General features: G+C 68.6%; 19 protein-coding genes. 12 read left to right on the top strand and 7 right to left on the bottom strand.

Features of this window, described 5'->3' with window-relative positions; translation table 11 throughout:
• Positions 1-137: 137 nt before the first annotated feature.
• The gene (locus tag AD72_RS05630; protein ID WP_031465322.1) at positions 138-1,256 is read right to left on the bottom strand and encodes a steroid 3-ketoacyl-CoA thiolase; all 1,119 of its coding nucleotides are present in this window, start codon (positions 1,254-1,256) and stop codon (positions 138-140) included.
• A 159-nt stretch (positions 1,257-1,415) separates the two neighbouring features.
• Between AD72_RS05630 and AD72_RS05625 the strand changes: the two genes are divergently transcribed.
• From AD72_RS05625 to AD72_RS05600, 6 genes are all read left to right on the top strand, one after another.
• Positions 1,416-2,666 carry a cytochrome P450 gene (locus AD72_RS05625; protein WP_031465321.1) on the top strand — a complete coding sequence of 417 codons (1,251 nt, stop codon included), beginning with the start codon at positions 1,416-1,418 and terminating at the stop codon, positions 2,664-2,666.
• A 250-nt stretch (positions 2,667-2,916) separates the two neighbouring features.
• Positions 2,917-3,639 carry an IclR family transcriptional regulator gene (locus AD72_RS05620; protein ID WP_231644736.1) on the top strand — a complete coding sequence of 241 codons (723 nt, stop codon included), beginning with the start codon at positions 2,917-2,919 and terminating at the stop codon, positions 3,637-3,639.
• A gap of 46 nt (positions 3,640-3,685) precedes the next feature.
• Positions 3,686-5,380, top strand: coding sequence for a hypothetical protein (locus AD72_RS05615; protein WP_051897986.1), 1,695 nt, complete (start codon positions 3,686-3,688; stop codon positions 5,378-5,380).
• A gap of 1 nt (position 5,381) precedes the next feature.
• The gene (locus AD72_RS05610; protein WP_031465318.1) at positions 5,382-6,038 is read left to right on the top strand and encodes a hypothetical protein; all 657 of its coding nucleotides are present in this window, start codon (positions 5,382-5,384) and stop codon (positions 6,036-6,038) included.
• Positions 6,039-6,043: 5 nt separating this feature from the next.
• Positions 6,044-7,009: a dipeptidase gene (locus AD72_RS05605; protein WP_031465317.1), complete on the top strand. Its 966-nt coding sequence runs from the start codon at positions 6,044-6,046 to the stop codon at positions 7,007-7,009.
• A 35-nt stretch (positions 7,010-7,044) separates the two neighbouring features.
• Entirely contained in the window at positions 7,045-8,442 is a 1,398-nt protein-coding gene (locus AD72_RS05600; protein WP_051897983.1) for an MFS transporter, read from the top strand.
• On the opposite strand, the gene AD72_RS05595 is transcribed toward AD72_RS05600, so the two are convergent.
• Positions 8,432-9,622: a cytochrome P450 gene (locus tag AD72_RS05595; protein ID WP_031465315.1), complete on the bottom strand. Its 1,191-nt coding sequence runs from the start codon at positions 9,620-9,622 to the stop codon at positions 8,432-8,434. The genes AD72_RS05600 and AD72_RS05595 overlap by 11 nt on opposite strands.
• Positions 9,623-9,679: 57 nt before the next feature.
• On the opposite strand from AD72_RS05595, the gene AD72_RS05590 reads away from it, so the two are divergent.
• From AD72_RS05590 to AD72_RS05565, 6 genes are all read left to right on the top strand, one after another.
• The gene (locus AD72_RS05590) at positions 9,680-10,291 is read left to right on the top strand and encodes a TetR/AcrR family transcriptional regulator (protein WP_031465314.1); all 612 of its coding nucleotides are present in this window, start codon (positions 9,680-9,682) and stop codon (positions 10,289-10,291) included.
• Between the two features lie 61 nt (positions 10,292-10,352).
• Positions 10,353-11,789, top strand: coding sequence for a 3' terminal RNA ribose 2'-O-methyltransferase Hen1 (locus tag AD72_RS05585; protein WP_031465313.1), 1,437 nt, complete (start codon positions 10,353-10,355; stop codon positions 11,787-11,789).
• Complete coding sequence (locus AD72_RS05580; RefSeq protein ID WP_031465312.1) at positions 11,786-14,317, top strand: polynucleotide kinase-phosphatase; 2,532 nt, start codon at positions 11,786-11,788, stop codon at positions 14,315-14,317. The genes AD72_RS05585 and AD72_RS05580 overlap by 4 nt, the downstream gene beginning before the upstream one ends.
• Positions 14,318-14,376: 59 nt before the next feature.
• On the top strand, positions 14,377-15,414 hold the full coding sequence (locus tag AD72_RS05575; RefSeq protein ID WP_031465311.1) for an NAD(P)H-dependent amine dehydrogenase family protein: 1,038 nt from the start codon (positions 14,377-14,379) through the stop codon (positions 15,412-15,414).
• 1 nt (position 15,415) lies between these two features.
• Positions 15,416-16,393 carry an alpha/beta fold hydrolase gene (locus tag AD72_RS05570; protein ID WP_031465310.1) on the top strand — a complete coding sequence of 326 codons (978 nt, stop codon included), beginning with the start codon at positions 15,416-15,418 and terminating at the stop codon, positions 16,391-16,393.
• Positions 16,390-17,253 carry an SDR family NAD(P)-dependent oxidoreductase gene (locus AD72_RS05565; protein WP_031465309.1) on the top strand — a complete coding sequence of 288 codons (864 nt, stop codon included), beginning with the start codon at positions 16,390-16,392 and terminating at the stop codon, positions 17,251-17,253. The genes AD72_RS05570 and AD72_RS05565 overlap by 4 nt, the downstream gene beginning before the upstream one ends.
• On the opposite strand, the gene AD72_RS05560 is transcribed toward AD72_RS05565, so the two are convergent.
• Genes AD72_RS05560 through AD72_RS05540 form a run of 5 tightly spaced genes read right to left on the bottom strand, consistent with a single transcriptional unit; the run spans position 17,250 to position 21,762 of the window.
• A complete protein-coding gene (locus AD72_RS05560; RefSeq protein ID WP_031465308.1) occupies positions 17,250-17,687 on the bottom strand; it encodes a nuclear transport factor 2 family protein in 438 nt (145 codons plus the stop codon). The two genes, AD72_RS05565 and AD72_RS05560, sit on opposite strands and share 4 nt — an antisense overlap.
• Positions 17,680-18,564, bottom strand: coding sequence for an LLM class flavin-dependent oxidoreductase (locus AD72_RS05555; protein WP_031465307.1), 885 nt, complete (start codon positions 18,562-18,564; stop codon positions 17,680-17,682). The genes AD72_RS05560 and AD72_RS05555 overlap by 8 nt, the downstream gene beginning before the upstream one ends.
• An 11-nt stretch (positions 18,565-18,575) precedes the next feature.
• Positions 18,576-19,730, bottom strand: a complete 1,155-nt coding sequence (locus AD72_RS05550) for a thiolase domain-containing protein (RefSeq protein WP_031465306.1) — start codon at positions 19,728-19,730, stop codon at positions 18,576-18,578.
• On the bottom strand, positions 19,730-20,785 hold the full coding sequence (locus AD72_RS05545; protein WP_031465305.1) for a thiolase domain-containing protein: 1,056 nt from the start codon (positions 20,783-20,785) through the stop codon (positions 19,730-19,732). The genes AD72_RS05550 and AD72_RS05545 overlap by 1 nt, the downstream gene beginning before the upstream one ends.
• 11 nt (positions 20,786-20,796) lie before the next feature.
• On the bottom strand, positions 20,797-21,762 hold the full coding sequence (locus AD72_RS05540) for a Zn-ribbon domain-containing OB-fold protein (RefSeq protein ID WP_031465304.1): 966 nt from the start codon (positions 21,760-21,762) through the stop codon (positions 20,797-20,799).
• Positions 21,763-21,764 lie beyond the last annotated feature (2 nt).

Below are 21,764 nucleotides of genomic sequence, written 5' to 3'. Positions count from 1 at the left end.
CCCCGGGGGATTTTTCTTACCTATGAACGTGATTCAAGGCTCCTGGCCGCGTCGTCAGGGTGTGGCGCCCCCGCGACGGCTTTCGCCGCTTAACCATCGCCCACCCGACCACCCACGAAACGAACTCTGAATAATCCTTAGATGCGTTCGATGATGGTCGCGGTGGACAGCGCCCCGCCCGCGCACATCGAGACCAGCGCGGTGCTCGCGTCCCTGCGTTCGAGCTCGTGCAGCGCGGTGGTGAGCAACCGGGCACCGGTGGCCCCGACCGGGTGGCCGAGCGCGATCGCGCCACCGTTGACGTTCACCCGGTCCATGTCCGGCTTGTGCACCTGCGCCCAGGAGAGCACCACCGAGGCGAAGGCTTCGTTCACCTCGAACAGATCGATGTCCCCGATCGCCATGCCCGCCTTGTCCAGCACTCGCTCGGTGGACTGCACCGGGCCGTCGAGGTGGTAGTAGGGCTCGGCACCGACCAGGGCCTGGGCGCGGATCCGGGCGCGCGGCCGCAGTCCCTGTGCCTTCGCGGTCTCCTCGTCGGCGAGCAACAGCCCGGCAGCGCCGTCGGAGATCTGCGAGGAGTTGCCCGCGGTGTGCACCCCGTCCTCGAGCACCGGCTTGAGCTTGGCGAGCGCCTCGGTGCTGGTCTCGCGCAGTCCCTCATCGCGTTCGAGCACCGCCGACGGCAGGATCTCCCGGTCGAACCGGTTCTGCTGCCAGGCGTTCGCGGCCAGTTCCTGGGAACGCAGACCGAACTCGTCCACATCCGCGCGGGAGATGCCGCGCCGTACGGCGATCCGCTCCGCCGCGGCGAACTGGTTCGGCATGTCGATCTCCCAGCTCGGCGGCTTCGGTTTGCCGAACCCTTCGACGATGTTCGTGCCGAGCGGGATCCGGCTCATCGCCTCGGCCCCGCAGGACATGCCGACCGAGATCGCGCCCGCGTGGATCAGCCCGGCGATCAGGTGGGTGGCCTGCTGCGAGGAACCGCACTGGGCGTCGATCGTGGTCGCCCCGGTCTGTTCGGGCAGGCCCGCGGTGAGCCACGCGGTACGGGTCAGGTGCCCGCCCTGTTCCCCGGCCTGGGTCACGCAGCCGCCGATGACCTGCTCGACGAGTTCCGCCTGCAGTCCGGAGCGCTCGATCAGCCCGCGCTGCGCCGCGCCGAGCAGTTCCGCCGGGTGCGTACCGGAATGCGCGCCGCCTCGTTTACCTATGGCGGTTCGCGCGGCCGCCACGATCACCGGTGCTCCCATGGTCGCCTTCTCTCATAATTTCTGAAACATGTTCTACTTATGGATGCTAGCAAGTGATTGATCTGCAGCCAACGTCTTCACCAACGGCGTTCCATGTGGTTCAATTCATGTAGAACGTGTTTCAGAAGTCTTGCTCATTGCTGAGCGATCGGAGCGTGGATGGTCATGCCAGCCATACCCGAGGGGTTCGATTTCACCGATCCAAACGTGTACGCCGAGCGGGTGCCGCACGCCGAGTTCGCCGAACTCCGCAAGACCGCCCCGGTGTGGTGGAATCCGAAGTCCCCGGACAAAGGTGGATTCGCCGACAACGGATTCTGGGTTGTCACAAAACACAAGCATGTCAAGGAGATCTCGCGGGACAGCGAGAACTACTCGACATGGGAGAACACCGCGATTCCCCGGTTCGCCGACGATATCGCGCGGGAGAATATCGAGCTGCAGCGATATGTGCTGCTGAACATCGATCCACCGCAGCACACCAAGCTGCGCCGGATCGTGACCCGCGGGTTCACCGTGCGCGCCATCCGGGGCCTGCAGGACGAGCTCACCAAACGTGCCGACTCGATCGTGCGCGAGGCGCTGTCCACCGAGAGCGGGGACTTCGTCACGAAGGTCGCCTCGGAACTGCCGCTGCAGGCGATCGCGAGCCTGATCGGGGTGCCGCAGGAAGACCGGGAGAAGGTCTTCAAATGGTCCAACGAGATGACCGGTTACGACGACCCCGATTTCGAGGGTGATCCGGCCGCCTCCGCGATGGAGATCATCGGCTACTCGTACAACATGGCCGAGGATCGCAAGCAGAACCCGCGCGAGGACATCGTCACCCAGCTGATCAACGCCGATATCGACGGCGAGGCACTGACCCCGGAGGAGTTCTCCTTCTTCGTCATCCTGCTCGCCGTCGCGGGCAACGAGACCACGCGCAACGCGATCTCGCACGGGATGATCGCCTTCCTGGAGAACCCGGAGCAGTGGGAGATCTACAAGGCCGAGCGGCCGAAGACCACCGCGGACGAGATCGTGCGCTACGCGACTCCGGTGACCACCTTCCAGCGGACCGCGCTGACCGATATGGAGCTGGACGGCCAGCAGATCCGCAAGGGTGACCGGGTCGCGATGTTCTATGGCTCGGCGAACTTCGACGAGGAGGTATTCACCGACCCGCACAAGTTCGACATCAAGCGTGATCCGAATCCGCACCTCGGGTTCGGCGGTTCCGGGGTGCACTACTGCCTCGGCGCGAACCTGGCCCGCCTGGAGATCGACCTGATCTTCAACGCGATCGCCGATCACATGCCGGACATCACCAAGCTCGGTGATCCGAAGCGGCTCGCTTCCGGCTGGCTCAACAGCATCAAGGAGTTCCCGGTCGATTTCACCGGTCGCTGTCCCGTCGCGCACGGCTGACGCCGCCGAACAGGAAACCAAGCCGCCGTCCCGGTTTTCCGGGGCGGCGGCTTTTTCACGCCCGCGCCCGGACACGAAGCGTACGCGGATCTGTTCGCAGCGAATTCGGGTCTTGTCCCGATATCGGGGAGGGAATTAAAATCAATACTGTCACAAAATATAGGACATTGTCACAAAATATGTGACACAGAGAATCGGGGTCACGAATGCGGGAAGCGCCGAATTCATGACGCAGAACAGCACACGGCCGATGAGCTCCGCGCTGAAACTCCTCCGGCTGCTGGATGTCATCGGCGAATACGAGGATCCGGTCCGGGTGGCCGAGCTCGCGCGCCGGCTCGGGGTGAACCGTTCCGAGGTGCACCGGCATCTGGTCACCCTGGTCGCCGCGGGCTGGCTGGAGCAGCTGCCGAGCGGTGAGTACCAGCTGACCGTGCGCGCCGCGCATCTCGGCCAGGCCGCGCTGCAGCACGCGGGGTTCGGCGAGCGGGTTTCCCGGCTGCTGGTGGAACTGGCGCAGGAGATCGGCCAGTCGGTCTGTCTCGCGGTGCTCGACGAGGCGGCCACCCGGGTGATCAAGCGAGCCGAACCGGGTACCGCCGCGCATGTGACCCTGGCGCTGGGCAGGCGGTTGTCCCTGCACGGCGGGGCCACCGGCCGGGTGCTGGTCGCCAATGCCGATCCGGAGACCGTTGCCGGGCTGCGCGCGGCAGGGGCCCGGTTACCGAGCGCGGCCGAGCTCGCCGCGATCCGGGAGGCGGGATACGCCACCATCCCCGAGGGGGAAGGCGAGGGGCTCGCGGCGATCGCGTTCCCGGTCGCCGACCGTGGCGGGCATCCGAGGGTGGCGCTGTGCGCGGTCGGCCCGGAGACCCGGTTCGATCCGGAAACCGCGCGGGAACCCCTTGCCGCGGCCGCCGCCGCACTGGCCCGGCTCAACACCGCCTACGAAACAACGGCACTCGAAGCCTGATTCCGCCATTCCCGATTCCGTACCGAATTCTTTCCCTGGGAGAGGTATGCGCACTGTCAGCCCCGAAATCGACACCGCGGAACTGCCCGATCCGGACCGGTTCATGCGCCCGGAACACCTGTCGAAACTGGTGCCGAGCAGGCTTTCGGCGAGCCGGTCGCTCGTGCACCTGATGAGTGCCCAGCGCTGGGAGATCGAGCGGATCCGGTTCGACATCGACGATTCGGCGCGCGGCGAGGCGGTGTACCGGGTGCGCACACCGCGCATGAATTTCGATTTCATGGTGTTCTCCTTCGAACCGAAACTCGAAGGCCGCACCGGGCGCATCATCGGTACCGACTGGGACATGATGGGCGCGCTGGTCGAGGGGGAGGTCGGGCCGGACGAACTGCGCATCACCCGGGAGGAACTGCCGAAGCTCTACGCGGGCCGGGCCAGCCCGGGGACCCTGGTGTGGTGCCGTTCGAACCGCAGCCTCCGGCTGTTCGAGCACGTGATCGAGCGGTTGTCCACGGGAAACCAGCCCTCGGTGGAGGAACTGGCCGGGGTCGGTTATCTGATGCGCAACACCGGACTGGACGGGAACGGCACCTTCGGCACCCGGTCCTTTCTCGCCCTCGAGGACGATCATCCGCTGCGCGTTCCCTACCACGCCCAGATGCTCGCGGCCTATCTGATGCGGGAGTTCGCCGTGGATCTCGTCGAGCACCTGGCCAGGGCCGCGCATCCGGAGGCGGCCCGCCTCGACCCGGAGCTGAAACGGTTCCTTGGCCTGGGCAACGGATCCGCGCTCGGTCTGGTGTTCTTCGCCAACACCCATCCCGCGCTGCTGGACCGCTGGCTCACCCTGCGCGCCGCCGCGGTCGCACGGGCGCGGCGGATCCCGGCGGTTCCCGGAACGGCCGACTGGGACCGGGCACGGGAACTGCTCGGCCGCGCGATCACCTTCTACGCGCAGGATTCCTTCACCTACCACGACTTCACCCCGGCAAGCCGGATCGCCGATGGGTTGCGGTGCCTGGACGAGCGGTTCACCGAACTCGAACACGCCGGGCACACCGAGGGGTTCGGCGCACTGGTTTCCGGGCTCGGCACCCGGTTGCTGCCGGACGCGGCCGAGGTGTTCGACGCGATCCTGCTCGAACTGCGCCCCGCGGAGGTGGACGCGCTGCTCTCGGCGCAGCCGGTGGACGAGGAACTGCACCACGATCCGTGCGCCCCGGTGGCGGAGCTGACCGAACTGCTGCGCACCGAGTACGGCTGGGCCTGGGAGTTCGACATGGCGGATCCGGCGCAGCGCCGGTATCGCTGGTACAAGTCCCGGGATGCCGAGGAACCACGCAGGGGACCGGTGGACGAGGTGCCCGGCGGTTTCGAATGGGCGCTCGACCTGCCCGGGGATGTGCGTCGGCTGGCCGGGAAACTCGCTGCCACCGAGGAAACCGCGCTCGTCGGGGAATTCCTCGCCGCGCACCCGGAGGAACGCGGGGTGGTGCAACGGGTCCAGGGACTGGCCGGGCGCCGGTACCACTCCCCGCGGATGAACATGCTCGCCGAGGACTTCGTCCCGGTACACATCGTCCGGCTGATGAACGCCGCCTTCCACGGCCTGGACAAGACCGTGGACGCGTTCGGCCGCAGTGTGCTCGGCCTGCTCTTCCACGGCGCACCGACAAGGGAGGACCTGCGCACGGGCGCGGCGAACGACTGGATCTACCCGGCACTGCCCTCGGGAGGCTGAGATGGAGAGCGAACTGATCGTTTCACTGCGGGAATGCCGCCTGGTGCTCGGCAGGGTGCTGCGGGTGCTCGGGGTGCCGCGCGCCGCGGTACCCGCGATCCGGGACACCGCGCTGGTGGCCGAGTCCGCGGGCCTGGGCGGGATCGCCGCGCTGCACGCGGGACTCGAGGCGTTGCGCTCCGGGGCGCACCGCACCTGCCGGTGGTCTGAACGCGGGGAGGTCCTGGAGATCGATGCGGACGGGCGGCACGCCTTCGCGGTCGCCCCGGATCTGCTCGATCTGGCCGCGGCACGCTGTCGCCGCGCGGGTTCGGCGCGGCTGCGGGTGACCGCGGTCGCCGAGCCGGGGCTGCTCCGGGTGCTCGAACACCAGGCTCCGGCACAGCGGCTGAGCCTGGACTTCGCCAACGGTGAGATCCGCGCGCGGCCCGGGCCCGGATCGACGCGGTGGCCATTGGACCCCTTGCTGCACAACGGAACCCGGGTCGATCCGGAACTGTGGTGGTCGCTGTACCGGCTCGCGGGCCAGGCGCTCACCCCGGATTCGGCGGCCTCCCGCCGGCACGCGGGGAGATCGCTGTTCGACGAACTCGGCAACATCGTCGGCGAGGTCGGCGAGGACGCGGCGGAACCGGTCGGCGCGGCGGAAGGGACGTGATCGGGATGTACATCGACGGGCTCGAATGCGGGAACTACGACCGCGAGGTGCTCACCGAACTGCGCGATGGCGGGCTGGCCTGTATCACCCCCACGCTCGCGTTCTGGGAGGACACCCTGGAGACCATGGACGCGATCGGGCGCTGGCGGGATCTGGAGCGGGACAACGCCGACCTGATCCGTATCGCGGGTTCCAGTGCCGATATCGAACGCGCGCATGCCGAGGGGAAGACCGCGATCCTGCTCGGTACCCAGAACGCCTCGCCGCTGGCCGACCGGATCCGGTACGTGGAACTCTTCCACGCCATGGGACTGCGGGTGATGCAGCTGACCTACAACAACCAGAACGCGATCGGCGGATCCTGTTACGAGGCCGAGGATTCCGGGCTGAGCAGGTTCGGGCGCGAGGTGGTGCGGGAGATGAACCGGGTCGGCATGGTCGTCGACCTCTCGCATTCCGGAGAGCGCACCGGAATCGAGGCGATCGAGGCGGCGGAGCGCCCGGTCGCGGTGACCCACGCGAACCCGCGCTCGCTCTACGACCATCCGCGTAACAAGGGTGATGCGCTGGTGCGTGCGCTCGCGGACAACGGCGGGATGCTCGGCCTGGCCACCTATCGCAACATCAGCGGGCCGTGGGCGGATTCCCGGCGGAGCTGGTGCGAGATGGTGGCCAAGACGGTCGAACTGATCGGCATCGACGCGGTCGGCATCGGCACCGACCTGTCCCGCAAGAGCGGGCTGCCCGAACTGGAGTGGATGCGCCAGGGCCGGTGGACCCGCACCGTGCAGTACGGGGCCGGCTCGGCGAGCAATCCGGGCAAGGCGAAACCCGTGGAGTGGATGGGTTCCACCCTGGATTTCCCCGCGCTCGCCGTGGCGCTCGGGGAGCACTTCGACCAGGCCGAGGTCGGCAAACTCATGGGCGGCAACTGGATGCGGTTCTACCGGCAGGTACTCGACGTTCGCTGACCCGATGCTCGATAACCCAACGAAGGGCGGTCGACATGACCATCCGAGCTTCCGAAACCCCGGACACGGCGGCCGCGTACGCACAGGTGGCGGCGCGGCTCGACCGGCTGCCACCGACAAGGGTGCAACGCGGCATCCTGGTCAAGGGAGGTCTTTCCACCACGTTCGACGGGATGGACAACGGGATCGTGTCCTTCCTGCTCCCGGTCGCGGCCGGGGTGTTCGCCCTCTCCGGATTCGAACAGGGACTGCTCGGCAGTTCCGCCCTGATCGGGGCGTTCGCCGGGGCACTGCTGGTCGGTGTGCTCGGGGACCGGATGGGCAGGCGCACCCTGCTGATCGCCACGATGGCGATCTACAGCGCGGCCATGCTGGCCGGGGCACTGTCCCCGAACGCGGTCTTCCTGCTCGTCACCCGGATTCTCGCGGGAGTGGCGATCGGGATCAACGCGAACATCGTGATGCCCTATCTCGTCGAATTCGCCCCGGTGCGCACCAGGGGGAAGTTCGTGGGCTCGCTGGCCGGATTCTTCGGGTTCGGCTTCGTGCTCGCCGCGCTGATCGGGTTCTTCGTGATCCCCGCGTTCTCCGGTGGCTGGCGGGTCGCCCAGCTCATCGTCGGGGTGCCGATCGTGCTCGCCGTGCTGTGGCGGCGCAATCTGCCCGAATCCCCGCGCTATCTGGTGGCGCGCGGCCGGGTGGACGAGGCGATGGCCGAGCTGGAACGCCTGGAGGACCGGGTGCGCAAGGCCAACGGCGGCGCCCTTCCCGAACCCGAACCTTCCACTGTGGACGGTGCGGCGCAGCTGCAGCGGCCGAGCCTGCTGCGTCAGCTCGGTGCGCTGTTCCGCCCGCCGCTGCTGCGCCAGAGCGTGCTGATCTGCGTGCTGTGGTTCTGTTTCAGCTTCGCCTACTACGGATTCCTGGTCTTTCTGCCCACGTTGCTGGTGCACAAGGGATTGTCCATCAGCGAGAGCTTCGGCTATTCGATCCTGGTCGAGGTCGCCCAGGTGATCGGCTACTACCCGGCCGCGGTGCTTTCCGAACGGATCGACCGCAAGTGGACCATCGTGGCCTTCCTCGGCGCCGCGGCCCTCTCCGCGCTCGGGCTCGCCCTGGCCACCAGCAACGCGGCTGTGCTCGTGTTCAGCATCGCGATGGCGCTGTTCCTCAACGGTGGATACGCCCCGCTCTACACCTACACCCCGGAGGTGTACCCGACCGCGATCCGGGCCACCGGGGTCGGAGCTTCGGCGGTGCTGAGCCGGACCGGTGCCGCGATCGCCCCGGTGCTGCTCGGGGCCAGCTACGCGAGCCTGACCTTCTTCGGGGTTTTCGTGCTGCTCTGCTGCGTGATCGCGGTCGCGGTCGTTGCGGTGACGGTGCTCGGGATCTCCACCAGGAATCGTTCCCTGGAGCAGATCAGCGCCTGACCGCCAGCTCGGTGGCCGGAAGGGAATGCCAGCCCCGGTTGAACGGGGAGCGCAGCCGTACCGCGCGGGAACGGTCCACGCCGATCCACGGGTGCGCGGCGAGCAGTTCCCCGACCGCGACCCGGGCCTGCAGCCAGGCAAGGTGCGAGCCGATGCAGAAGTGCACCCCGTTGGAGAAGCCGAGATGGCGCGGGATCTTCCTGGTGACGTCCAGCCGCTCGGCGTCCGGGCCGAACTCGCGCTCGTCCCGGTTGGCCGAGCCGTAGAGCATCATCACCTTCGCGCCCTCGGGGATCTCCACCCCGTGCAGGCGCACCGGGCGCAGCGTGGTGCGGGCCAGGGACTGCACGCTGGACTCCAGGCGCAGGAACTCGACGAGCGCGCCCGGAATGCGGTCCGGGTCGGCGAGCAGCAGTTCGCGCTGCGCCGGATTCTCGGTGAGCAGCAGGAAACCGTGCGAGATCAGGTTGCTCGTGGTGTCGTTGCCCCCGGCGACGATGTTGAAGCAGAATCCGAGAATGTCCCAGTCGGTGAGCCGCTCACCGTCGATCTCCGCGCCGAGCAGTGCACTGATCAGGTCCTCGCCCGGATCCACCCGCCGCTTGGCGATGAGCCCGGAGAAGTACTCGAACATCTCGGCGACCGCGGCGCTCCCGGCGAACTCGTCCGCCTGAAACCCCTGGTTGCTCACCCCGACGATGGCGGTAACCCAGGGATCGAAGCGGTCCCGGTCGGCCGCGGGCACTCCGAGCAGGCTGGCCACCACGAAGCTCGGGATGGGTGAGGAGAAATCCCGGTGCAGATCGGGTTCCTCGGACCGCTCCAGCGCGGCGATCCGCTCCCGGACGAAGGCCCGGATCTCGTCTTCGAGCCCGGCGACCCGGCGCGGGGTGAACGCCTTGCCGATCAGCGCCCGCAGCCGCCCGTGCCGCGGTGGATCGGTCATCACCAGGGTCGGGGCGAGCCCGAGCGCGGCGATCTCATCGCGGTGATAGGTCAGTCCCTGCGCCGAGGAGAAGGTCTCGTGATCGCGCACCGCGGCGAACACATCGGCGAACCGGGAGAGCGCGTAGAACTCCGGATGCTCGTGGTGGTGCACCGGATCGTGGTCCCGCAGCGCCCGGTAGGCCGGATAGGGGTCGAGCTGGAACTCCTCGTCGAAGGGATCGTATTCGTGCATACCGCCCGCCTTGAATTAACAGTGCCCGTTATTAACGACGGCTGTTAGTATGCCCGTATGCCACGCGATGCCACAACCACGAGGGCCCGATTGATCCGTGCGGGGGAGCGGCTGTTCGCGCGGGAGGGGATCGACGGGGTGCGCACCAGGGATCTGGTCGCCGAGGCGGGGCAGGCCAACGATTCCGCGGTCACCTATCACTTCGGTTCCCGGCAGGGGCTGCTGCTCGCCGTGGTGGACAAGCACCTGCGGCGGATGGAGGAACAGTGGAAACCGGCGTTCGCGGCCCGGGAACCGGATGCGGACCTCGGTGAACTGGTCACCCGGATCGTCACCCCGCTGGCCGAGCAGCTGCGCACCGAGGACGGGCGGGACTTCCTGCGGATCACCGCGCAGCTGGCCGGGCGCTCCGGGGTGCGCACCGCGAACGTCCCGGAACCGCTCACCGGGACCGCGCTCGCCCAGTGGCTCGCCGAACTCGAACGTTGCTGTGCCGAGCGGCTGCCGCGGACCATCGCACGGGAGCGGATCGCCCTGCTGATCACCATGCTCACCGCCGCGCTCGCCGACCGGGCGCGACGCATCGAGCAGGGCAGCCGCCTCCCGGTCGGGCACAAGACCTTCCTGGAGACCCTGATCGGCATGCTCGCCGCCGGGCTGGCCGCCTGAGGCGGGACCGGATCAGGAATTCCGGCTGCGTCCGCGTACTCGCTCAGCGATACTGCTCCTCGTGCTGTTGACGATCACCACGACCCACCGCCCCGCGGACGAGCTCGGCTTCCTGCTGCACAAGCACCCCGAGCGGGTGCAGCGGTTCGAGGTCTCGGCGGGTAGTGCGCACGTGTTCTACCCGGAATCCGGGCCGGATCGGTGCACAGCCGCGCTGCTGCTCGAGCTCGATCCGATCGCGCTGGCGCGCGGCAGCGGAGGGGACGGCTACACGCTCGGCCAGTACGTCAACGACCGGCCGTACGCGGCCAGCTCGCTGTTCTCGGTCGCGCTGGCCCGGGTGTTCGGTTCGGCGATGAAGGGGCAGTGCGCGGCGCGCCCGGAACTCGCCGCGACCGCGCTGCCGCTCGAGCTGCGCCTCCCCGTGGTGCCCAGCCCGGGAGGTCTCACGGTCGAACAGCTCTTCGAACCACTCGGCTGGTCGGTGCGCACCGAACCGATTCCGCTCGACCCGGTGGCCTTCCCGGAGTGGGGCGACAGTCAGTACGTCGCGGTCACGCTCACCGCGAGCATGCGCCTTGCCGACGCGCTCACCCAGCTCTACGTGCTGCTTCCGGTGCTGGACAACGCGAAGCACTACTGGGTGAGCGCCGAGGAGATCGACAAACTCGTGCGCGCCGGTGGGACCTGGCTGGCCCATCATCCCGAACGCGAGGCGATCACCAGGCGATACCTGGTGCGCAAGCGGCGGTTCACCGAGGAAGCGCTGGAACGGCTCGCCGAACTCGAGGACTCGGCCGAGACGACGGAAGGGACGACGGAGGAAGGGACGGCCGCGGAGGGGGAAGCCGCGGAGCAGCACGATGAGGCCGAGCAGCGTGATCCCTCGCTCGCCCAGCAGCGGCGCACCGCGATCCTGGCTGCGCTGCGGGAGACCGGGGCGCGCACGGTCGCCGATCTGGGCTGCGGGGAGGGCGCGCTGCTGCGCGAACTGCTCGGCGAACGCGCACTGCGCTCGATCCTCGGTGTCGACGTCGCGCCGCGCTCGCTGCGCACCGCCGCCCGCAGGCTCCGGCTCGACGAACTTCCGCAGTGGCAGCGCGACCGGATCGAACTGCGCCAGGGTTCGGTGGTGTACGCCGAGGAACGGCTCCGGGACTACGACGCGCTCGTGCTCTCCGAGGTGATCGAACACCTCGACCCACCACGACTGCCCGCCTTCGCCTCGGCCGTGTTCGGCGTGGCCCACCCGCGGACCGTGCTGGTGACCACACCGAACGTGGAGTACAACGTGCGCTGGGATGCCCTCCCGGCGGGCACGAAACGGCACGGCGATCACCGATTCGAATGGACGAGGGCCGAGTTCGCCGCGTGGGCCGGGCAGGTGTGCGCCGAACACGGCTACACCGTCCGGATACGCCCGATAGGACCACTCGACGCCGACCTCGGCGCGCCCACCCAGCTGGCGATCTTCGAGCGAACGGAGGATCGGACATGACCGAACTGAGCATCCCCGAGCTGAGCCTCGTCGCGCTCGTCGGCGTGTCCGGTTCCGGGAAATCCACGTTCGCACACCGGCATTTCCGCGCCACGCAGATCCTTTCCTCGGACGCGTTCCGTGCCATGGTCGCCGATGACGAGGATGACCAGTCGGCGACACCGGACGCGTTCGACGCGCTGTACTACCTGGCGAACAAGCGGCTCAGCGCCGGGCGGCTCACCGTGGTGGACGCGACGAGCGTGCGCCGCGAGGACCGCGCGAAACTGGTCGCGCTGGCCAAACAGCAGGATGTGCTGGCCACCGCGATCGTGTTCGACGTGCCGGAATCGGTGTGCAAGGAGCGCAACGCCGCGCACCGGGATCTGCCCGCGCACGTGCTGCGCCGCCAGCACGCCGCGCTGCGCCGCTCGATTCGCGGGCTGCGCAAGGAAGGGTTCCGCAAGGTCTACGTGCTCTCCTCGGTCGAGGAGATCGAGCGGGCCGAGATCAGCTACGAGAAGGCCTACAACGATCTGCGCGAGCGGACCGGCCCGTTCGACGTGATCGGCGATGTGCACGGCTGCCGCGCGGAACTGGTCGAACTGCTCGGCGAACTGGGCTACGCGGTGCACACCGATGAGCGGGGACGGCCGGTCGGCGCGCGTCATCCCGAGGGCCGCACCGCCGTGTTCGTCGGGGATCTGGTCGACCGCGGCGAGGACACCCCCGGAGTGCTGCGCCTGGTGATGGGCATGGCCGAGTCCGGCGACGCGCTCTGCGTGCTGGGCAACCACGAGGACAAGCTGGTGCGCGCGCTCAACGGGAAAAAAGTCACGATCGCGCACGGCCTCGGTGACTCGCTGGACCAGCTGGCGGGGGAGTCCGAGGAATTCCGCGCCGCGGCGAAGAACTTCATGGACGGGCTGATCAGCCACTACCGCCTGGACGGCGGGGCACTGCTCGTGGCGCACGCCGGGCTGCGTGAGCAGTACCACGGCCGCGCCTCCGGCCGGGTGCGCGCGCTGTGCATGTACGGCGAGACGACCGGGGAGACCGATGAGTACGGTCTTCCGGTCCGGCACCCCTGGGCGAACGACTACCGGGGATCGGCGACCGTGGTCTACGGCCACACCCCGGTCCCCGAGGCAGAATGGGTGAACAACACGATCTGCCTGGACACCGGCTGCGTGTTCGGTGGCAAGCTGACCGCGCTGCGCTGGCCGGAACGCGCGCTCGTCGAGGTTCCCGCGCACCGGGAGTACTACGCACCGGCGAAACCGCTCGGTTCGGGCACCGGGAACCGTCCGCCCGATCTGCTCCGCCTGGACGACGTCCTCGGCGCGCACATCGTGGACAGCCGCTTCCTCGGCCGGATCTCGGTGCGCGAGGAGAACGCCGCCGCAGCGCTGGAGGTGATGAGCAGGTTCGCCATCGACCCGCACTGGCTGCTCTACCTGCCGCCGACCATGGCGCCGTGCGCGACATCCACGCGCCCGGGGCTGCTCGAACATCCGGGCGAGGCCTTCGACGCCTACCGCGCCGAAGCGGTGCCTTCGGTGCTGTGTCAGGAAAAGCACATGGGTTCGCGCGCGGTGCTCGTCGTCGCGCGGGACGCCGAGGTGGGCAAGCGGCGGTTCGGTGCACTGGACGGGGCCGCGGGTGCGCTCTACACGCGGACCGGCCGGGCGTTCTTCTCCGATGGCCGTGACGAGGCGATCATCGACCGGATGCGCGCGGCGATCACCGCGACCGGACTGTGGGAGGAACTCGGCACCGACTGGCTGGTGCTGGACACCGAACTGCTTCCGTGGTCGGCGAAGGCCGGTCCGTTGCTGCGCGGGCACTACGCCAGGATCGGTGCGGCCGCTTCCGCCGCGGTGGGCGAATCGGTCTCGGTGCTCGAGCGCGCGGCCCGCAGGCTGCCCGGGGAACTCGAGGAACTGCTTGCCGCGCAACGGGTCCGGGCGGACAACGTGGCCGGGTTCCGCTCCGCGTACCGCCGCTACTGCTGGCCGGTGGACGGGCTGGACGGGATCTCCGTGGCACCGTTCATGATCCTGGCCGGGGAGGGCGGATTCTTCGCCGAGCGGGAGCACTCCTGGCACATGGCGCTCATCGACCGGCTCGTCGAGGCGGATCCGGAACTGGTGCGCGGCACCCGGAGGGTCGCGGTGGACCCCGGTGACGCCGACTCGGTGGCCGAGGGGATCCGGTGGTGGACCGAGCTGACCGAGGCCGGTGGCGAGGGCATGGTGGTCAAACCGATGCGGCCGGTGAGCCGGGGCAAGCGCGGCATGGTGCAGCCCGGGATGAAATGCCGCGGCCGCGAATACCTGCGCATCATCTACGGTCCCGACTACACCGAGCAGCTCGACCGGCTCCGGTCCCGCAAGCTCGGCCGGAAGCGTTCGATGGCGCTGCGCGAGTATGCGCTGGGCCTCGAATCACTGGCCAGGCTCACCGAGGGGGAGCCGTTGTGGCGGGTGCACGAGGCGGTGTTCGCGGTCCTCGCGCTGGAATCCGAGCCGGTGGATCCCCGGCTGTAGCGCGGCGCTCCTCGCTTCGGGTGGTATCCAAATATTAGAACTTGTTCTAGTATTTTTTCATGGCGAAGAAGCTTCGGGTTGTGCAGTGGACCACCGGGAACATCGGCTCTCGCGCCTTGCACGGCATCCTGACCAGGGACGATATGGAACTGGTCGGGGTGTACGCGCATTCGGCGGACAAGGTCGGGCAGGATGCGGGGCAGCTGTGCGGATTCGACGGCGAGACCGGGGTCCGCGCCACCGATGACGTCGAGGCACTACTCGCCCTGGAACCCGATGCCTGCTCCTACAATCCGGTGTGGTCGAACACCGATGAGCTGTGCCGCCTGCTCGAAGCCGGGGTGAACGTGTGCTCCACGGCGGAATGGATCAACGGGCACCGGCTGCCGGAGGCCGAGCGTCAGCGGGTGCTGGACGCCGCGCACCGCGGCAAGGCCTCGATGTTCGGCAGTGGCGCGTATCCGGGAATCACGCACGCGCTCGGGATCGTGGCCAGCGCCGCGTGCGAACGGGTCGACCGGATCACCGTCACCGAATCCGTGGACTGCTCGCTGTACGCCTCGAAGGACACCATGTCGGCGATGGGGTTCGGCAGACCGGCGGACACTCCGGGGCTGGAGGAGAACCTGCGCAAGGCGAGCGAGGTGTGCGCGGAGGCGGCCGTGATGATGGCCGATGCCGTCGGCGCCCGGGTGGACCGGATGAGCTTCGAGGCCACGTTCATCCCGGCCTACGCGGACGACGACCTCGGGTTCATGACCATCGGGAAGGGGACCGTCGGCGCGATCGAGGGATACCACCGCGCCTGGTCCGGGGACAGAAACGTGACCGCGTCCGGGATGCGCTGGACCATGGGCACGCACACCGAGGTGCCGTTCAAGCTCGCGCACGGGCACGTCATCGCGGTCGAGGGCTCGCCCAACTACCGGCTGGTGGCCCAGTGCCTGCCACCGCGTGGCACGGTCGACTACATGGGTCCGGGGATGATCTACACGGCGCTGCCCGCGCTGAACGCGGTCCCCGCCGTGGTCGCCGCCCCGCCGGGAATCGTCACCTACAACGATCTCCCGTACATCACCGGACCGGTGCCGGCCTGAGATGCGGGACTGGACGCACCACTACGCGCGGCTGAACGGGATCGACGCGCACTGGGTGGAACAGGGGAGCGGCCCGCTCGTCCTGCTGCTGCACGGCTTCCCGCACACCTGGTTCAGCTGGCGGCACCAGATCACGGCACTGGCCGGGGCCGGATACCGCGTGGTGGCCCCGGATCTGCGCGGAATGGGACAGACGAGCGCCCCGGAGGCGGTCGAGGAGTACGGAGCCGACCGGATCACCGCGGACCTGTGCGCGCTGCTCGATCACCTCGGCGCGGAATCGGCGGTGTGTTCCGGGCTCGATTTCGGCATGTTCGCCGCCTACGACCTCGCCTTCGAGCATCCCGAACGGGTCCGCGCGCTGATCGGGCTGCAGAACCCCTTCCAGAACACCTCGGATCGCCCGCCACTCGAAGCCGAACGCCGCCGCGGGCGGAAACGGTTCAACCACGTCGCCTACTTCGTGGACGAGCCCGAAGCTGCGATCGCCGATATGGACGCGCATCCGCGGGAGATGCTCGCCAAGATCTTCCACGCCCTCTCCGGAGCGGCTGATTTCACCCTGATGTGGCGGAATCCGCCCGGCACCTCCTACCGCGCCGCACTGCCCGAACCGCCGGCGTTGCCCTGGTCCTGGATGACGGAGTGGGAACTGGAGTGCTACGTCAACGACTACGCCCGATCGGGATTCGGTGGCGGGATACGGTGGTATCTGGCGCTGGACCGCAACTGGGAACTGCGGCGCGGACGAGGGAAGACGGGCGTTCCCTTCTATTTCCTCGGTTCCGAGGCGGATGTGGACCTCGCGCACTGGCACGGCCGGGACCCGGTGGAGAAACTGCCCGAATACCACGCGGATGTGCGCGGGGTGCGCATCGTGCCCGCCGCGGGACACGTGATCAGCATGGAATCCCCGGACGTGGTCAACGCCGCGTTCCTGGAATTCCTTCGGGACCTCGACCAAGGGAGGGCGGCATGACCAGGGTGGTGCTGGTGACCGGCGCATCCCGGGGAGCGGGCAAGGGAATAGCGCTCGCCCTCGGGGAAACCGGGGACACCGTGTACGTCACCGGGCGCACCGAGGCGGAACTGTCCGCCACCGCGGCCGAGATCGAACGCCGCGGCGGCACCGGGATCCCGCTGGTGTGCGATCACGGCGCGGACGACCAGGTCCGCGCGGTGTTCGAGCAGGTGCGCGAAGCACACGGGCGGCTGGACATCCTGGTCAACAACGCCACGGCGTTGCCCGCGCACAGTTCCGGCGGGAAAAGCTTCTGGGAACGGCCGTTGCGCGAGGAACTGAAACCCCTGGAAGTGGGGCTGCGTTCGCACTACGTGGCCGCGCACTACGCGGCCCCGCTGCTGATCGCCGCCGGCGGGTTGCTGGTGCACACCTCCGCGCCCGGGGCGCGCAGTTTCCTTCCCGGGCTGCACGGCCCGTCCTATGGCGCGGGCAAGGCGGGTACCGACAAGCTGAGCTTCGACATGGCACAGGAACTGCGCCCGCACGGGGTGAGCGTCGTGTCGATCTGGATGGGCGTGCTGCGTACCGAACGGATCACCCCGGAGGTGGAACGTGCGCTCACCGGGACCCTGTTGCCCGGCTTCGAATCGCCGGAATTCACCGGACGGGTCATCGACGCGCTCGCCAGGGATCCGCAGATCGCCGAGTACAGCGGGAAAACCGTGTGGGGTGCCGAACTCGGCGCCGGGTACGGGATCACCGATACCGACGGGACGACGCCGAGCTCGCACCGCGAATGGCTCGGCCCGCCCTCGGAATTCACCGAGGTGGTGCCGAACTACGGGGAGTTCCTGAGCAACCGGGCCGAGGACTAGCCGCCGTACTGCTCGGCGAGCCGCTCCAGTTCCCAGAAGGCGCGCAGCGAGAGCAGCTTTCCGGAGTCGTCGACCTTGTAGGTGGAGACGAGCTCCACCGCGATCGAGTGCCCGCCGGGGAAATAGTTGGTGATGGTGCCGATATTGGCGACCTCGTTACCGGCCGCGAAGGACTCGGTGAACTCGAACTCCATGCTCTCGGTGATCCCGATGGTCTTGTCCCAGAATTCCGCGATCGCGGTCTTTCCCTTGTGCCCCTTGCCTTCCGGGTCGAAGGGGGAGGGGCCGACCGGGTCCTCGATGATCGCGTCCTCGGCGAACAGGTCCAGCCAGCCCTGTTTGTCGCGCGCGGCGACCAGGGCACAGGAGCGGCGCGCCGCATCCCGGGCCGGATGCGCCTTCTCGGTCGCTTTCCAGTGAACTCCTTCAGCCATGGACGGCCTCCAATGGTGCGATGTACTCCTCGGCGAACCGCTTGATGCAGTCCTGTTTCTCCTCGACCGGCGCCTCGAAACCCACGCCGTAGAACAGCCACGGCACGGTGATCGCATCGGTGACCCCGGCCTCGGCCTGTTCTCGGTAGCCGTCCAGGCCGAACCGGTCCACGCACACCGCCTGGATCTCGAACGGCTCGTGTTCCCGGCCGTTTTCGGCGCGCAGTTCGCGCAGCCGCGCGATGATCTCCCGCAGCTCGGCCATCTTGATCATCGCGGTGGTCCACCCGTCGTGCCGCGCGGCCCTGCGCAGCGCGGGTTCGGTGTGCCCGCCGACGTACACCGGGACCGGTTCGCTCGGCGCCGGGCTCATCTGGATCCGCTCGAAGTCGAAGTACTCGCCGTGGTGTTCCACCATGCCACCGCCGAGCAGCAGCTGGATCACCTCGATGGCCTCGTCGGTGCGTTTCCCTTTCAGGCCACCGCTTTCGATCCCGCACCAGCGGCATTCGTCCTGCTGCCAGCCGATGCCGAGGCCGAGGCCGAACCGGTTGCCGGTCAGGTTCGCCACGGTACCGACCTGCCGGGCGAACGGCACCGGATGCCGCGAACCGAGCTTGACCACGTGCGAGTAGCAGCGGATCGTGGTGGTCGCCGCGCCGATGGCGGAGGCGGCGATCAGCGGATCCACGAACGGGGTTTCCGGGGTGAACACCCGTTTGCCGTCCGGGGTGTACGGATAGACCGCGTTGACCTTTTCCGGGGCGAATATCGAGTCGGGTAATGCGATCGAGGAGAACCCGTTCTGCTCGGCCGCGATCGCGAGCGGAACCAGTTGCTCGGGCGGGTTCATGGCGAGCGCACAGGTGAATCGCATTGCTTCCTCCGTTATTCGGGTTTCTCCGAGCGGACCAGCCACATCGAGAAGTACTGGGAGCCGCCGCCGTAGGCATGGCCGAGCGCGGTACGCGCCCCGTCCACCTGGTGTTCCCCCGCACTGCCCATCACCTGCATGGCCGCCTCGGCGAACCGCACCATTCCGGAGGCGCCGATCGGATTCGAGCACAGCACCCCGCCGGAGGGATTGACCGGGATGCGCCCGGTCGGTTCGGTCTCCCCGGCCTCGGTGAGCGCCCAGCCCTTGCCCTCCTCGGCGAATCCGAGGTTCTCCAGCCACATCGGCTCGAACCAGGAGAACGGCACGTAGATCTCGGCCACGTCCACTTCGGACAGCGGATCGGTGATGCCCGCATCGCGCCACAACGCGGCCGCCGCGTCCCGGCCCGCGCGTGGGTTGACCTGGTCGCGCCCGGAGTACGTGGTGGGCTCGGTGCGCATGGCGGTCGCGTGGATCCAGGCGGCCCGCTGGCCCGCGCTGTGCTCATCGGTGATCACCACGGCGGCCGCGCCGTCCGAGGAAGGGCAGGTCTCGTCGAACCGGATCGGATCCCAGAGCATCGTGGAGGCCTGCACCGACTCCAGGGTGATGTCGGGCTGGCGCAGGTGCGCGAACTCGTTGCGCGCCCCGTTGCGCCGGTCTTTGACCGCGACCCGCGCGCCGATTTCCTCCGGTGCCCCGCTGCGCCGGATGTAGGAGCGCACGTGCGGGGCGAAGTAGCCGCCCGCGCCCGCGTTGACCGGCATGTTGAACGGAACCGCGATGGACAGCGCCCACATCGCGTTGGATTCGGACTGTTTCTCGAACGCGATCGCGAGCACCCGGCGATGGGTACCCGAGCGCACCAGGTTCGCGGCGACGTTCGCCGTGGATCCGCCGACCGAACCGGCGGTGTGCACGCGCATCATCGGCTTCCCGGTCGCGCCGATCGCGTCGGAGAGCGCGAGTTCGGGCATCATCACGCCCTCGAACAGGTCCGGTGCCTTGCCGAGCACCACCGCGTCGATATCGGCGATGTCCATGTTCGCATCGGCGAGCGCCCGGTCCACCGCCTCGCGGCAGAGCCCCGCGATCGAGACGTCGTGGCGCTTGGTGGTGTGCCGTGTCTGGCCGGTCCCGATGACCGCGGCCGCCTGTTCACCCATCAGCGCTCACCTCGCAGTACGCACAGCAGATTCTGTTGCAGCGCGGGTCCGCTCGTGGCATGCGCCAGTGCGGCATCCGCGCTGCCGTCGTGGATCCGGCTCGCCGCCTCGCCGATCCGGGAAAGACCGGCGGCGAACATCGGATTGCCCGCCAGCGGGCCGCCCGAGGGGTTCACCTCGACCGCCTCGTCCAGCCCGATCGCCTGGCGCAGCAGGATTTCCTGATGCGAGAACGGAGCGTGCAGTTCGGCGAGCCGCACCCCGTCGAGGTCCAGGTCCGCGGCAGCCGCCTTGGTCGAGGCCGAGGTGCACAGGTCGCGTTCGCCGAGGTGCGGGGTCTCCACCCGGTGGCTCATCCCGCCGATCCAGGCCGGTCGCTCGCACAGATCCTCGGCTCGCTTGCCCCCGGCGAGCACGAGTACCGAGGCGCCGTCGGTGACCGGGGCGCAGTCGTGGCGGCGCAACGGATCGGCGAATCTCGGCTGGGCGAGCAGTTCGGCTGTGGTGTACTCGCCGGAGAGTTGTGCTTTCGGGTTCGCGCGGGCCCGGTGCCTGCTCGCCGCGACCACCTCGGCCATCTGCTGCTCGGTCCACGCGCCCGCGTCGATCCCGGCCCGTGCCTGCAGTGCGGCCACGCTCACCGAATCCGGCCACAGCGGCGCGAGGGTGTACGGATCCAGTTGCAGTGCGAGGATCTTGCGCAGTTCACCGGCGCTGGACTTGCCGAATCCGTACACCACGGCGGTGTCCACCTCGCCGGTGCGGATCGCGACCATGGCCTCGAACGCGGCCCAGGCGGCGTCCATCTCCACGTGCGACTCGTTGATCGGCGGTACCGCGCCGATCGCGTCCACGGCGGCGATGAAGGAGAACGCCCGGCCCGCGAGGTAGTCCGAGGAACCGGAGCACCAGAAGCCGACCTCGGACTTGCGCAGCCCGGTTTTGGCGAACACCTCGGAGAACAGGGGGACCAGCATCTCCACCCCGTTCGTGGTGCCCTGGGTCTCGCGTACGCTCGGTGAACTCGCGTACCCGACTACGGCGACGTCAGTCATGCTCGGTGCTCCTAGAGGTGGTGCGCATAGGACTCGAACGGGGCGTCCGGCTCACCGTTCGGCGTGAAGTGATCGATATTGGCGAGGTTGGTGGTCCATTCCTCGCGCGGTTTCCACGCGGCGCGCACCCGCATCCCCATGCGCACCTCGGAGGCCTCGCAGCCGAGCACGATGTGCAGGAACGGGATGTCGGCGCCGTCCAGCAGGATGTAGGCGCACACGTACGGCGGTTTGATGCGCTGACCGGGGAACGGCACGTTGACCACGCAGAAGGTGGTGACCGTCGCGTTGTCCCCGAGCTCCACCTCCTCCTCGGTGGGTACCCCGTCGACCGGGCAGGCTCCGCGCGGTGGCACGTACACCTTCCGGCAGACCGGGCAGCGCATGCCGAGCACGCGGCCCTCGGCGAGCGCGCGCAGATACGTGCTCTCCTGCGGGGAGGCGGCATGCATATAGCTCAGGTGGATCGGGGAGGTCAGCATCTCCTCGACCTCGTCGGGGATCTCCGGGAGCTCACCGCGCTCGTCCGGGCCCTCGCCGGGCGCGAAGCAGGCGATATCGGTGATCGCGCCGCGTCGTTCGGCGGCCCACCGCGCGTGCACCCGCATCCCGGTGTGCATCGCCTCCGGCCCCGGCACCTCGACCGCGTGCAGCATCGCCGTGTCCGCGCCGTCGAGCTGGATGAGCGCCCAGGCGAACGGCTGCTCCAGCGGCTGCCCGGAGAGCGGGGCCGATTGCCAGGACCAGGTGCGCACGGTTCCGGTGGCGGAGACCGGGACCAGCTCGCTCAGCGGTGCCGCGGTCTCCGGGTCGTATTCGATCGCGGGCACGTGCACCTTCCCGTCGGCCCCGCGGGCGCCGAGGATCCGGCATTGGCGCAGCCCGGCGGCGAATCTGCCGAGCAAGGGGCCGTACGAACGGGTGTAGTCGAACCCGGGCTCAAGCGGTGCACTGAGCACCGTTGCTTGTGCAGTCACAG

Source organism: Sciscionella sediminilitoris (genome assembly GCF_000737195.2).
In the GTDB taxonomy this organism is placed as follows: Bacteria; Actinomycetota; Actinomycetes; order Mycobacteriales; family Pseudonocardiaceae; genus Sciscionella; species Sciscionella sediminilitoris.
This window is presented reverse-complemented; position numbering and strand designations above follow the sequence as displayed.

Coding starts and splice junctions, on each gene's coding strand:
- AD72_RS05630 (WP_031465322.1), bottom strand. CDS start 1,256: ATGGGAGCACCGGTGATCGTGGCGGCCGCGCGAACCGCCATAGGTAAA.
- AD72_RS05550 (WP_031465306.1), bottom strand. CDS start 19,730: ATGGGTGAACAGGCGGCCGCGGTCATCGGGACCGGCCAGACACGGCAC.
- AD72_RS05580 (WP_031465312.1), top strand. CDS start 11,786: ATGACCGAACTGAGCATCCCCGAGCTGAGCCTCGTCGCGCTCGTCGGC.
- AD72_RS05570 (WP_031465310.1), top strand. CDS start 15,416: ATGCGGGACTGGACGCACCACTACGCGCGGCTGAACGGGATCGACGCG.
- AD72_RS05565 (WP_031465309.1), top strand. CDS start 16,390: ATGACCAGGGTGGTGCTGGTGACCGGCGCATCCCGGGGAGCGGGCAAG.
- AD72_RS05625 (WP_031465321.1), top strand. CDS start 1,416: ATGGTCATGCCAGCCATACCCGAGGGGTTCGATTTCACCGATCCAAAC.
- AD72_RS05600 (WP_051897983.1), top strand. CDS start 7,045: ATGACCATCCGAGCTTCCGAAACCCCGGACACGGCGGCCGCGTACGCA.
- AD72_RS05545 (WP_031465305.1), bottom strand. CDS start 20,785: ATGACTGACGTCGCCGTAGTCGGGTACGCGAGTTCACCGAGCGTACGC.
- AD72_RS05620 (WP_231644736.1), top strand. CDS start 2,917: ATGAGCTCCGCGCTGAAACTCCTCCGGCTGCTGGATGTCATCGGCGAA.
- AD72_RS05575 (WP_031465311.1), top strand. CDS start 14,377: ATGGCGAAGAAGCTTCGGGTTGTGCAGTGGACCACCGGGAACATCGGC.
- AD72_RS05595 (WP_031465315.1), bottom strand. CDS start 9,622: ATGCACGAATACGATCCCTTCGACGAGGAGTTCCAGCTCGACCCCTAT.
- AD72_RS05615 (WP_051897986.1), top strand. CDS start 3,686: ATGCGCACTGTCAGCCCCGAAATCGACACCGCGGAACTGCCCGATCCG.
- AD72_RS05560 (WP_031465308.1), bottom strand. CDS start 17,687: ATGGCTGAAGGAGTTCACTGGAAAGCGACCGAGAAGGCGCATCCGGCC.
- AD72_RS05605 (WP_031465317.1), top strand. CDS start 6,044: ATGTACATCGACGGGCTCGAATGCGGGAACTACGACCGCGAGGTGCTC.
- AD72_RS05610 (WP_031465318.1), top strand. CDS start 5,382: ATGGAGAGCGAACTGATCGTTTCACTGCGGGAATGCCGCCTGGTGCTC.
- AD72_RS05590 (WP_031465314.1), top strand. CDS start 9,680: ATGCCACGCGATGCCACAACCACGAGGGCCCGATTGATCCGTGCGGGG.
- AD72_RS05555 (WP_031465307.1), bottom strand. CDS start 18,564: ATGCGATTCACCTGTGCGCTCGCCATGAACCCGCCCGAGCAACTGGTT.